General features: G+C 71.7%; 12 protein-coding genes and 1 tRNA gene. 9 read left to right on the top strand and 4 right to left on the bottom strand.

What is annotated here, in order from left to right:
- Positions 1-28 precede the first annotated feature (28 nt).
- The 7 genes from galU (at position 29) to HC362_RS19205 (ending at position 5,983) form a co-directional block, all read left to right on the top strand.
- The gene (gene galU, locus HC362_RS19175; RefSeq protein ID WP_243085223.1) at positions 29-931 is read left to right on the top strand and encodes a UTP--glucose-1-phosphate uridylyltransferase GalU; all 903 of its coding nucleotides are present in this window, start codon (positions 29-31) and stop codon (positions 929-931) included.
- 3 nt (positions 932-934) lie between these two features.
- Positions 935-2,275 carry a gephyrin-like molybdotransferase Glp gene (gene glp / locus HC362_RS19180; RefSeq protein ID WP_243085225.1) on the top strand — a complete coding sequence of 447 codons (1,341 nt, stop codon included), beginning with the start codon at positions 935-937 and terminating at the stop codon, positions 2,273-2,275.
- A 65-nt stretch (positions 2,276-2,340) separates the two neighbouring features.
- Positions 2,341-2,847 (top strand): cyclic pyranopterin monophosphate synthase MoaC, encoded by a 507-nt coding sequence (moaC, locus tag HC362_RS19185; RefSeq protein WP_243085226.1) that lies wholly within the window; start codon positions 2,341-2,343, stop codon positions 2,845-2,847.
- A 194-nt stretch (positions 2,848-3,041) separates the two neighbouring features.
- Positions 3,042-3,581, top strand: coding sequence for a MogA/MoaB family molybdenum cofactor biosynthesis protein (locus tag HC362_RS19190; RefSeq protein ID WP_243088705.1), 540 nt, complete (start codon positions 3,042-3,044; stop codon positions 3,579-3,581).
- On the top strand, positions 3,578-4,207 hold the full coding sequence (locus HC362_RS19195; protein WP_243088706.1) for a GNAT family protein: 630 nt from the start codon (positions 3,578-3,580) through the stop codon (positions 4,205-4,207). The genes HC362_RS19190 and HC362_RS19195 overlap by 4 nt, the downstream gene beginning before the upstream one ends.
- Before the next feature lie 184 nt (positions 4,208-4,391).
- Positions 4,392-5,837: a gephyrin-like molybdotransferase receptor GlpR gene (glpR, locus tag HC362_RS19200; protein WP_243085228.1), complete on the top strand. Its 1,446-nt coding sequence runs from the start codon at positions 4,392-4,394 to the stop codon at positions 5,835-5,837.
- Positions 5,838-5,909: 72 nt separating this feature from the next.
- Positions 5,910-5,983: transfer RNA gene (locus tag HC362_RS19205), tRNA-Ala, on the top strand.
- A 253-nt stretch (positions 5,984-6,236) separates the two neighbouring features.
- Here HC362_RS19205 and HC362_RS19210 read toward each other — a convergent pair.
- On the bottom strand, positions 6,237-7,118 hold the full coding sequence (locus HC362_RS19210; protein ID WP_243085229.1) for a class I SAM-dependent methyltransferase: 882 nt from the start codon (positions 7,116-7,118) through the stop codon (positions 6,237-6,239).
- Entirely contained in the window at positions 7,115-8,110 is a 996-nt protein-coding gene (locus HC362_RS19215; protein ID WP_243085231.1) for an NAD(P)/FAD-dependent oxidoreductase, read from the bottom strand. Before HC362_RS19215 ends, HC362_RS19210 begins: the two co-directional genes overlap by 4 nt.
- Positions 8,111-8,202: 92 nt before the next feature.
- On the opposite strand from HC362_RS19215, the gene HC362_RS19220 reads away from it, so the two are divergent.
- Positions 8,203-8,811 carry an XRE family transcriptional regulator gene (locus tag HC362_RS19220; protein ID WP_243085232.1) on the top strand — a complete coding sequence of 203 codons (609 nt, stop codon included), beginning with the start codon at positions 8,203-8,205 and terminating at the stop codon, positions 8,809-8,811.
- A 64-nt stretch (positions 8,812-8,875) separates the two neighbouring features.
- Here the strand turns inward: HC362_RS19220 and HC362_RS19225 are convergent, their stop codons facing one another.
- Positions 8,876-9,715 carry a DUF2637 domain-containing protein gene (locus HC362_RS19225; protein WP_243085234.1) on the bottom strand — a complete coding sequence of 280 codons (840 nt, stop codon included), beginning with the start codon at positions 9,713-9,715 and terminating at the stop codon, positions 8,876-8,878.
- A 540-nt stretch (positions 9,716-10,255) separates the two neighbouring features.
- A complete protein-coding gene (locus HC362_RS19230) occupies positions 10,256-11,194 on the bottom strand; it encodes a LysR family transcriptional regulator (RefSeq protein ID WP_243085235.1) in 939 nt (312 codons plus the stop codon).
- Positions 11,195-11,318: 124 nt separating this feature from the next.
- Here HC362_RS19230 and HC362_RS19235 point away from each other — a divergent pair, with 124 nt between their 5' ends.
- On the top strand, positions 11,319-12,029 hold the full coding sequence (locus HC362_RS19235; protein ID WP_243085237.1) for a maleylpyruvate isomerase family mycothiol-dependent enzyme: 711 nt from the start codon (positions 11,319-11,321) through the stop codon (positions 12,027-12,029).
- Positions 12,030-12,057 lie beyond the last annotated feature (28 nt).

A 12,057-nucleotide genomic window follows, 5' to 3' on the forward strand; every position in this document is an offset into this window, starting at 1 on the left:
CACAAAGTCAGCGGTTATGGTGCGGGACATGACTTCTCCCCGCGCACGGATCACCAAGGCAGTCATCCCCGCCGCCGGCCTGGGCACGCGCTTTCTGCCTGCGACCAAGGCCACACCTAAGGAGATGCTCCCGGTCGTCGACAAGCCCGCCATCCAGTATGTGGTCGAAGAAGCCGTGACAGCCGGGCTCTCGGACGTCCTGATGGTCACCGGGCGCAACAAGCGTCCGCTGGAGGACCACTTCGACCGCAACTACGAGCTGGAACAGGTACTCCGCGACAAGGGTGACGACGGAAAGCTCGCCCGGGTGCAGGAGTCCAGCGACCTGGCCACCATGCACTACGTCAGGCAGGGCGACCCGCGCGGCCTGGGACACGCCATCCTGTGCGCAGCGCCGCACGTGGGGGACCAGCCCTTCGCCGTGCTCCTTGGTGACGACCTGATCGACCCGCGCGACCCGCTGCTGTCCCGCATGATCGAGGTCCAGGAGGAGCGCGGCGGCAGCGTCATCGCGCTGCTGGAGGTCGACCCCGGAAGCATCCACCTGTACGGCGCGGCGGCAGCGTCCCCGACCGCCGACGGCGACGTGGTCCGTGTCTCCGACCTGGTGGAGAAGCCGTCGGCGGAGGAGGCGCCCAGCAATCTGGCCATCATCGGCCGCTATGTCCTCGACCCGGCGGTCTTCGAGGTACTCGGCAAGACCGAGCCGGGCAGGGGCGGCGAAATCCAGCTCACGGACGCCCTGCAGGCCCTCTCCGCCGACGAGTCCCTGGGCGGCCCGGTGCACGGTGTCGTCTTCAGCGGCCGGCGCTACGACACCGGAGACCGGGCAGACTACCTGCGTGCCATTGTCAGGCTCGCGTGCGAACGTGAGGACCTGGGCCCGGAGTTCCGGGACTGGCTGCGCGGTTACGTCACCGAGGAGATGTAAGTCTTGAGCAAGACCTGGTCCGTCGATGAGCACCTGGAGGACATCCTCCGCAGCATCCGCCCGCTGGACCCCATCGAACTGAACCTGCTCGACGCACAGGGCTGCACCCTGGTCGACGATGTCATCGTCCCTGCCGCCCTCCCGCCGTTCGACAACAGCTCCATGGACGGCTACGCCGTACGCACGGCGGATGTCGAGGGAGCCAGCGAGGAATTCCCCGCGGTGCTCAGCGTCATCGGGGACATCGCGGCGGGCAGCTCCGGGTTGCCCACCGTGGCGTCCGGCGAGGCGGCGCGCATCATGACCGGTGCGCCGCTCCCGCCCGGGGCCGAAGCCGTCGTCCCGGTCGAGTGGACCGACGGCGGCACAGGCGGCGGCCCGGCGGACGCCATGCCCGCGCACAGCGCCGCACCACAGGGCGCGACAGGCCAGGTACGTGTGCACCGTCCGGTCCAGGCCCGCCAGCACGTACGGGCCAAGGGCAGCGATGTGAAAGCGGGCACTCTCGCACTCAAGGCGGGCACCGTCCTCGGCCCCGCACAGGTGGGTCTGCTGGCGGCCATCGGGCGGGGCACGGTCACCGTCCGCCCGCGCCCCCGGGTGGTCGTCCTCTCCACCGGGAGCGAACTGGTCACACCGGGGGAGCCGTTGGGCCCCGGGCAGATCCACGACGCCAACAGCTTCGTGCTGACCGCCGCGGCGCGCGCTGCCGGAGCCATCCCGTACCGGGTCGGAGCGGTGACCGACGACGCGGACTCGCTGCGTGCCACCATCGAGGACCAGCTGATCCGCGCCGATCTGGTCGTCACCAGCGGCGGGGTGAGTGTCGGCGCCTATGACGTCGTCAAGGAGGCACTCTCCCGGGTGGACACCTTCCGGGGCGGCGACGAGGAGGACCGCGCGGACGCCGTCGGCGACGTGGTGGAGTTCCGCAGACTGGCGATGCAGCCGGGCAAGCCCCAGGGCTTCGGTCTGATCGGACCGGACCGCACTCCCATCCTCACCCTCCCGGGCAACCCGGTGAGCGCCTACGTCTCCTTCGAGTTGTTCGTCCGTCCGGCACTGCGCACCCTGATGGGCCAGGAGCCCGTCCGGCGCAGGATCGTACGCGCCCGCCTGACCGGTGACTCCGCGCTGACCTCGCCGGAGGGCAAGCGGCAGTTCCTGCGGGGCGACTACAGCCCGCCCGGCGAGGAGGAGGACCTGGGGACTGTCCGCGCGGTCGGAGGAGCGAGTTCCCACCTGATCGCAGCCCTCGCACAGGCCAACGCCCTGATCGACATCCCCGAGAAGACCGGCCGGCTGGCCCCCGGGGACGAAGTGACCGTCGTCCCTCTGGACTGAGGCACCAGACCGCACTCCTGTCGCTGCCGGTACCGTGTCGGGGCACACACAGGACCGGGAGAACCATGACCAGCCCCCAGCAGCACCTCACCCACGTCGACGCGTCCGGGGCAGCGCGGATGGTCGACGTGTCCGAGAAGGACGTCACCGCCAGGACGGCCCGTGCCACCGGTCGCGTGCTCGTCTCGCCGGAGGTCGTCGCGCTGCTCAGGGGCGAGGGCGTGCCCAAGGGTGACGCGCTGGCGACCGCCCGTATCGCGGGCATCATGGGTGCCAAGAAGACCCCGGAACTGATCCCCCTGTGTCACCCTCTCGCCGTCTCCGGCGTCAAGGTCGACCTGTCCGTCGCCGACGACGCCGTCGAGATCGCGGCCAGGGTGAAGACCACCGACCGCACCGGCGTCGAGATGGAAGCACTCACAGCCGTTACGGTCGCCGCGCTGACGGTCATCGACATGGTGAAGGCCGTCGACAAGTCGGCAGCCATCACCGACGTCAGGGTGGAGGAGAAGACCGGCGGGAAGTCGGGAGACTGGACGCGCCGGCAGCTCCCCGAGGAGGAAGGCGCATGAGCGGACACCACGATGATGTGCGGCTCGGCGCCGGACGCCCAGGGAGCGGGCAGCACTCGCGCGGCCACGAGGGCTCCGGGGGGCCCGGCGAGGAGCCCGGCCGCTCCGGCGGAGAGCCCGGCCGTCTCGGCGAGGAGCCCGGGCTCTCCGGTGGGGCGACCGGCCGACCCGCCCCCGCCCGACGCGCACTCGCCGTGACGGCGTCGAACCGCGCCTCGGCGGGGGTCTACGCCGACAAGGGCGGGCCGCTGCTCGTAGCGGGCCTGAAAGCCCTGGGATTCGACGCTGACGGGCCGCGGGTGGTCCCGGACGGGGAACCGGTCCGCGAGGCCCTGGAGGAGGCCGTGGCGGCGGGCTACGCCGTCGTCCTGACGACGGGCGGCACCGGGATCTCTCCGACCGACCGGACGCCGGAGGTGACCCGCGCCGTCCTGGACTACGAGATCCCGGGGATCGCCGAGGCCATCCGCGCCGAAGGGCTGGCAAAGGTCCCCACAGCCGCGCTCTCGCGCGGTGTCGCCGGTGTCGCGGGCCGCACTCTCATCGTCAACCTGCCGGGCTCGACGGGAGGCGTCAAGGACGGGCTGGCCGTCCTCACCCGCCTGCTGCCGCACGCCGTCGACCAGATCCACGGCGGCGACCACCCCGCTGAACCGAGCCCGTCCGCCGAACCGGGGGCGCCGCACAAGACCGTCGGCCCGTCCGGCGGTTCCAGAGGGGACGACCCGCGCTGAACGCCCCGTGGCCGGCCGAGCTGGTGGACGGTCCCACGACCCTCCGCCCGATAAGGCTGCGCGACCAGCGGGCCTGGCGTGAGGTCAACCAGCGCAACCGCGACTGGCTGCGCCCCTGGGAAGCCACCATCCCGCCCGCGCCCCCTGGCCACCTTCCACCGCGCCGCCCCACCTTCCGCCAGATGGTGCGCCATCTGCGAACCGAGGCGCAGGCCGGCCGGATGCTTCCCTTTGTCATCGAATACGAGGGGAGACTCGCCGGACAGCTGACGGTCGCGGGCATCACCTGGGGCTCCATGTGCTCGGGGCACATCGGCTACTGGATCGACCGCGCGGTAGCGGGACGGGGAGTGATGCCGACAGCCGTGGCGCTCGCAGTCGACCACTGTTTCCACTCCGTGGGACTGCACCGCGTCGAAGTGTGCATCCGTCCGGAGAATCTCCCCAGCCGCCGTGTGGTGGAAAAGCTCGGCTTCCGCGAAGAAGGCACCCGCCCGCGCTACCTGCACATCGACGGGGCCTGGCGCGACCACCTGGTGTTCGCGCTGACCGCGGAGGAGGTTCCGGGTGGCCTGCTCGCACGCTGGCACCGGTCGCAGCCCGGCCGCTCCACAGAAATAAAATAAACGTTCGAATTGGGGTGCTGTCCGGATAGTCTCCGGACGCTCACCCTCCGCTCGGCCATTTATCGGCCATTTCCGTGTAGCCCGGACGCACGGTCACAAAAAAAGTTCGAGGGATCAGCCAGATCGTGCGACACACCGGGCTATTTGGCAGATGGGCTCATGGGATCCCCTCTACCGTGTGAGGGTGAGCAGCAGTGGCCTCATCTACGCAGTCATCGTCGGGGCCTGGGCCGCCTACTTGGTGCCGATGTGGCTTCGCCGACAGGACGAGCTGAACGAAGCTCGTCCGACGGAACGCTTCAGCACCGCCATCCGGCTGCTGTCCGGCAAGGCCGGCATGGAGCGCCGCTACGCGAGAGAAGCGGAGCGGCGCCGGGCACGCGAGGGGTGGGCAGCGGACGATCCGTACGCGCGGAAAGCCGGAGCCGAAACCGGCCTCCCCGCCGAGTACGGCTACGACGATGCCGCGTACGGGAGCGACCCGGACGCCGTCACCGAGCAGGCGGTGGACGTCCGGGCCTTCGCCGACCCCAAGACCATGGTCGGCGCCCCCGATTCGGAGGCGATGACCGAGGTGCATGCTCACCGGGGTCCTGCCGCACACGACGGTCCCGAAGCCGCGGAAGGCCGCCAGGAAGCCGCGGACCGTCCCGGGCAGGCGCCGTCCGCACAGGACCGTCCGCGCGCCGGACAGGACGATGGATCCGCCGCCGCGGGAGCGCGCCCGGAGGCGGCACGGGGGCAGACTGCCGAGGCCCGGTCCGCCGCGCTTGAGGGCAGACGCGCCAAGCAGGCCAAACGCGCCAAGCTGCTGGCTCGCCGACGGCGTACGACGATGATGCTGTTCCTGGCTTTCACCGTCGGCACCGTCGTCGCTGCCGTCCAGGGTCTCGCCCTCTTGTGGGTGCCTGCCATCCCCGCGGTCCTGCTGAGCACCTACATCGTCTACCTCCGCGCCCAGGAGCGGCGCCGTTTCGCCTTCACCATGGACCGGCGCCAGGCCGAGGCGGCGGCGCGCAGCCTGCACGCCCAGCGGCCGCGCGGCGGCGCCAAGGGCGCGCCAGGCCGCCGCAGGGGCGCGGCGCAGGACGTGGACACCGAGCCGGGGCTTGCCCCCGGGCCGCCGCAGGGGGCCTCACGCGAGGGCCGACGGCCCCGTGCGGGGGCCGCTGCCCGGACCGCACCGCCCGAGTGCGAGCCCGACGGCGCAGATGCGGAGGCGCCGCACGCCGAGGACCGTACGGACGCCCGGCAGGGGGCGCGCGCCCGGGCCGAGCAGCAGGAGGCCGCCGAACGGCGCGCCCTGGTCGAGCAGACCGACCACGCCGAATGGGTCGACCAGCAGCGCGCCCGCGACAGCGACTCCTCCGAGGGCGAGGGCTGGGACCCCGTGCCCGTACCGCTGCCCACCTATGTGAGCGCCCCGGTCGCTCCGCGGGCCACCCGCGGCGTCGACCTGGAGGCACCGGACGCGTGGAGCTCAGCGCGCTCCAGCACCGCTCCCGTCGCCGAGCCGCACCCCCCGGAGGCGGAACCGCACGACGGCGGCGCAGCCCACCAGCGGCGCGACCGCACGCCCCTCTTCGACCAGTACGAGGACGAGCACCGCCCCCGCGCTGCCAACGAATGACCGCCCCGTGACCAGCGCAGGAACGGATTTCCTCCCGCCCCGACGAGGATGCTAAGGTTTCACCCGTCGCAAGGGCCTGTGGCGCAGTCCGGTAGCGCATCTCGTTCGCAACGAGAGGGTCAGGGGTTCAAATCCCCTCAGGTCCACAGCACGTCAGAGCCCCTGTCGGAGTCATCCGACAGGGGCTCTTTCGCGTCGTACGGCAGCGAAGTACAGCAACGCAGGCAGGTGACGACGCCCGCGCGGAGGAGGAGATCCTCTTGCGCCGCTGAGACCGGCGCCCACCAAGTGCGGCGGCTTTCCGTCTGCCCGGGCAGCGTTCCGGGCCGGCAGGCACGCATGCGGCAGAGAGCCCGGGCCCCTCGGAGGTCCCGGGCTCCCCGTGTCCCCGGGAGACCGTCAGCTGGGGCAGGCGCGGGCTGTGTGGACTGTGGTGGCTGAGAGGAAGAAGGCGTCGGGGCGCCACAGGATGCCGGAGCAGGCGTCACCGTGGAGGAGGCTGTCGATAGTGGTGAGGTCCTCCTCGTCCAGATACGGGGCCAAGTGGTCGCGCAGCCGGGTCAGCGTGTTGTGCAGGTGTTCCCGGGCGGGCAGGGAGAGGGGGGACGGGTGGTCGGTGAGGAAGGTGCGGCTGCCGGTGGGGACCAGGCCGGCGTGGGAGAGCATGGCGGGCCAGTCCTCGACGGTGGAGGTCGAGCCGGGGAGTGCGGCGCGCATGGCGGTGAACCTCTCCTCCAGCGCGGCGTCCAGGCGAGCCTGCAGGCCGGGGCGGCCCAGGCCGATGTCGCGGGGGAGGAAGCGCGGGGGCAGCCCTCGTTCGGCGACGGCCAGAACGCCGCCGGGGCGCAGGCGGGTGGCCAGGGCATCCAGCGCGGCCTGTTGGTCGCCGAGGTGGTGTACCGCGTGGCTGGTCCAGATCAGGTCGGCGGAGCCGAGGGTGTCCAGGTCTTCGGGCAGGGCGGCCCTGAGGGGGGAGACCCGGCCGTTGAGGCCCTGCTCGGCCGCGCGGGTCAGGGTCCGGTCCAGCAGGCCGGGCGCCTGGTCGACGGCAACCGTCCCGGCGCCGGGGAAGCGTTGGGCGAGCAGGCAGGTGACGACGCCCGGTCCGCTGCCGATGTCCAGGACGCGGCTCACCCGGCCGTCGCCGGGCGAGTCGGCGCCCAGCAGGCCGCGCAGCCAGTCGGCCGCCGTCTCCAGTGCGGGCAGGTGCAGTTCGGCCTCGCGCTCCAGGGCGGCGCTCAGGGCCTCCCAGTCGATGTCCTCGGCGTGGCTGTGTGTCATACGGCGGCCTCCTGCGGTACGGCGCCGGCCCTGTCGCCGGCCGTGCGGTGCTCCTCGACGGCGCGTTCGATGTCCTCGTTCACCAGGTCGTGGGTGACCGCGAAGGCAGCCGCGGCTCCCATGCCGGCCGCTGTCACCACTTGGGCGCGTGGATCGACGACGTTGCCGACCGCCCAGACGCCGAACGCGCTGGTGCGTCCCGACCGGTCCGTGGTCACCAGGCCCTGCTCGTCCTTGGCGCAGCCGAGTCCGGTCAGCAGGGAGTCGTTCGGGACCGTCTGCGGGAAGACGAAGACCGCGGTGCGGGGCACCACTTGTCCGTCGGCCAGTTCGACGCCGTGCAGCCGGTTGTCGGCCACTGCCAGACGCTTGATCGCGCCCTCGGCGATCCGGACTCCGCGTGCGGTCAGTCGCTCGCGGTCCCGGTCGCTCAGTGGCCGGGTGTGCGGGAAGTAGACGATGTCGGGGGACCACTGGGCGAGCAGCAGCGCCTGGTCGACGCCGGCCGGGTGGGTGCCCAGTACGCCGAGCGGCTGGTCCCGGACCTCGTAGGCGTGGCAGAACGGGCAGTGGAGCACGTCCTGACCCCACCGTTCGCGGATGCCGGGGAGATCGGGCAGTTGGTCGCGCAGTCCCGTGGCGACCACCAGCCGACGGGCTCGCAGAACCGCGCCGCCGGAGAGCCGGACGAAGAAGCCGGGCGATATCTGGTCAACCTGGTTGTCGATGAGGGGGACGCCGTAGCCGGTGAGCTCCGCCCGGCCGGCCTCCAGCAGCCCGGCCGGGGACATGCCGTCCCGGGAGAGGAAGCCCCGCATGTGTGCGGCGGGCGCGTTGCGGGGCCGCCCTCCGTCGACAACGGCCACCGTGAGGCGCGCCCGCGCCAGCACCAGGGCGGCGTTGAGGCCGCCCGCTCCCGCGCCGACGACCACCGCGTCGTACACCTTCCCGGCCGCTCCGGCGCTGTGCCGGGGGGCTCTTGTGTCGCTCATCGCGATCACCTCCTGGGCGCAGGCTGCGACCGCACGCGCAGAAGCGGCAACCTTTGTTGCCGTTTCCGGGAAAAGTGGGGTGCAATAGCGGGGTGACAGAGTCCTCCGCCCTCGCTCGGGCGCTCGACCAGGTCGGACCGCGGCTCAAGCAGCTGCGGACCCGGCGCGGGGTCACCCTGGCCGCGCTCGCCCGGGCCACCGGTATCTCCAAGAGCACCCTCTCCAGGCTGGAGTCCGGTCAGCGCCGCCCCAGCCTGGAGCTGCTGCTGCCCCTCGCGCAGGCCCACCAGGTTCCGCTGGACGAACTCGTCGACGCGCCCGAGACCGGTGACCCCCGCGTACGCCTCAAGCCGCAGCGGGTCAACGGCAATACGGTGCTGCCGCTGACCCGTCAGCCGGGGCCGCAGCAGGCGTTCAAAATGGTGCTCCCTGCCGACCGCACAGAGCCCGAACAGTGCACGCACGAGGGCTACGAGTGGCTGTACGTCCTCTCGGGGCGGCTGCGGCTGCTGCTGGCGGAGCACGATCTGGTGCTGGGACCGGGGGAGGTCGCCGAGTTCGACACGCGCTTGCCGCACTGGTTCGGCAGCACGGGCAGCGGTCCCGTCGAGATACTCAGTCTCTTCGGCCGCCAGGGTGAGCGCATGCACGTCCGGGCGAGGCCCCGGCGCGACGCTCCCGCCGACAGCGCCGACAGCTGAGCTGTGCCAGTACGGCACCGGTCAACCTGGTTGACCGGTGCCGTCAACCAGGTTGACCGATGTCTCAGCCCGCCGACCGGTGGCGGTTGGTCGCGCGAGGCGGGCGGGCGTGCCGGGAGGCGGGGGTGGGAACCGGCGGGAGGTCGAGCTGCCGGACGAGCTGGTGGAAGCAGAGCAGCGCGGTGATCGGCGGCAGACCGGCCACGGCGATGCCCGCGGGAGTGGCCGGCGCGTCGGCGACACACAGCAGGGAGGCGACGGCGGCGAAGAAGAGGACGACGAGCCAGGAGTGCACGGTGCGGCGGCGGTAGGCGCGGGTGCGCAGGATGGACAGCGTGGCCGCCACCCAGGGCGCGTAGATCAGCAGCGGCCAGGCGTGCGCGACGCTCGGCGGTGCCGACTCCTGGGCGAGGTTGTAGAGCGCCGGGTAGGACGCCTTGGCGCCCAGGAAGCTGACCAGCATCACGATCATGGCCGTCAGGGTGACGGAGAAGGCGCTGAGCACCCGCCGCCAGTTGAACTCTTCCTGGCGCTTCTGCTTGATCCGCTCCAGGGGACGCTCCTTGCGGTGCTTGGCCCGGGTGAGATCGCCTGTGGAGTCCACGAGGCCCTGGTGCTCGACCGTGTTGAGGAAGTGGGCGAGCTCCGCGTCCAGGTCGGGGGGCTCGGTGTGCCCGGCGCGCTCGCCGCGCTCGGGTTGCGGCGAGAAGCGGGTCAGCCCGAGGGTTCCGGTGTCCAGGGGGTCCACGAGGCCGAGGCGCAGCGCTGTGTTGTTCCTGACCGTGGAGGCACCGTACGCGTGTACTGAGTGCGCGTCCGGTTCTGTCGGTTGTCTCGGTCCGGTGAGGCCGGTGTCCGGATCGGGGGGCGCGTAGGACGCGTACGAGTGCGACGTCTCGGTCAAGACTGAACTCTCTTCTCTGCGGGCAGGTTCAGACGACTGTGTCGAGACCGGTCCCGCATGCGTACGACGCTTCCGGTGGTGACCGACGGCGCGCAGCCCTGTGTCGTCCGCGATGACCCGCGCCAGCGGCGGATGCCGGGTATGACCGTCTCGGGTACAACCCCGTCAACGACTACTCCAGCCAGCGGAAACTCCCGTTCGCAGTACTCAGACTTATGAGCATGCGGTTTTCACGAGGTATGTAACTCCTGAGTGAGGATGCGGACTGTTCGTATGGTGGCGGAAATGTATTTTCACCGAATCGGCGACTGGCGTGCGCGGGCGGCGCCCCGCCCGGCCCCCGCGCACCGGGCGCACGCGCGCAACGCTCAACAGGCACCTCTTTTTCGCCGCAGTGCGAACGGTGGAGGTGGAGCCAAGTGGCCACTTATGCCCCACCCTTTTCACAGGGCTCGTGCGTCATCAGGACCGCCGGACTGCGGTCCCATATCGCGATGGTCGGAATTCCGATTTTCGGTCCTCCCGGTTGCGGGGAGAACGTCAGGCGCCGTATTCGTCCGGGGTGCCGCTGTCGCCCTTCCGGGGCACGCCCAGAACAGCGCGAAGCCGGGGCAGCAGGGCGCGGGCAGCCGGGCTCGCCGGGCCGCCGGTGCGCCAGGTGAGGCCGATCCGTGCGCGCGGCTGAGGCGTCAGGTGCAGCGTCCGCAGCCCCAGGGCGGCAGCCGTGGCCGGCGGCATGGCCGGGATGACGGCGGCTCCCAGTCCCCGAGCCGCCAGCCGGGCGAGCAGCGGGGGCGCGGCGGCCTCGAAGGCGACCCGGGGCCGGAATCCTGCCTGCGCGCAGGCGCGTTCCAGTACGCCGCGCAGACCTGTGCCGCGCGGCAGGCTGATCAGGGCGCGGTCGCGCAGGGCCGCCACCGGCAAGGGTCTGTCGCTCTGTGCCAGCAGCGGGTCGCCGGGGGCGACGGCCACCACGACCGGTTCGTCGATCACGATCTCGGCGGTGGTGCCCTCGGGCGGGTGCTCGTCCGTCAGCCCCAGCACGCCGATGTCGAGCTCGCCCCGGCGCAGCGCCTGGAGCATGCGTTCCGAGGTGTCCTCGGTCAGGGCGATATCGACCCCCGGGTGCTCGCTGTGGAAGGCGGCCAGGACGGCGGCGATGTCGAACTGCCCGGTCGCGCCCGACACCAGTCCCACGGACACATGGCCGCGCAGCAGCCCGGTGAACGCTTCCGTGGTGTGCCGTACGTTCTCGACGGCCTCCAGTGCCGCTCTGGCGTACGGCAGTACGGTCTCGCCGACCTCGGTCGGCGTCACTGAGCGCCCCGTTCGGTCCACCAGCGGGTGGCCCAGTTCGCGTTCGAGCTGCCGGATGCGTGCGCTGAGGCCGGGCTGGGCGAGGTGGAGGCGTTCGGCGGCTCTGGTGAAGCTGCCCTCCTCGACCACGGTGACGAAGAACTGGAGCTGCCGCAGATCCATGCCCGGAGCCTATCCACTCGCATAACCAGCACTTCTGGGAGCCAGAAGAACCTTCTCTTGGACTTATGCACCGCCCCGCGGCCACGCTGGAAGAGATCACCGCCGAGGCTTCACGGGAGTGGACATGGACATCGAGCGCGCCATCGCAGCCGAACGTACGGAGCTCGCAGACCTGTTGGACGGTCTGCGGGAAGCCGACTGGGACGCGCCCTCCCTGTGCGCCGGGTGGCGGGTGCGGGAAGTGGCGGCGCACATGTCATCCGGATTCCGCTCGTCGCGCTCCCAGATGCTGCGGGAACTGCTGCGGGCCCGGGGCAACCTGCACCGGATGACCGACCAGTGCGCGCGCCGAGACGCTGCCGCACTGAGCACGGCCGAGCTCGCCGCAGCCCTGCGGGACAACGCGGAGCACCCCTGGAAGCCCCCGGTGGGCGGCCTCCCGGCGGCTCTGGGCCACGACGTGGTGCACGGGCTGGACATCACCGTCGCACTCGGTCACCCGCGGCGCGTACCGCGGGACCGGATACGGGTGCTGCTGGGCGGGGTCACGCCCCGGAGCCTGAAGTTCTTCGGCGCCGATCTGAGCGGTGTCCGACTGCGGGCCGAGGACCTCGACTGGTCGTACGGCACCGGAGCGCCGGTCACAGGGGCCGCACAGGACCTGCTGCTGGTCGCGTTCGGGCGCAGGCTGCCGTCCGGGCGGCTGCACGGCGAGGCGGCCGACCGGTTCACGGACGACCGGTTCCCGGCGGGACCCCTCACAGCCGACCGGTTCACACGCGACCCGACGTCGTCCGCCGCTCCTGAGGGCGGGACCGGTACGGCACGGCGGTAGCCTGGGGGCGCCCCGCCGCCCGAGGAAG

It is taken from the genome of Streptomyces sp. 891-h, assembly GCF_022760275.1.
In the GTDB taxonomy this organism is placed as follows: Bacteria; Actinomycetota; Actinomycetes; order Streptomycetales; family Streptomycetaceae; genus Streptomyces; species Streptomyces spirodelae.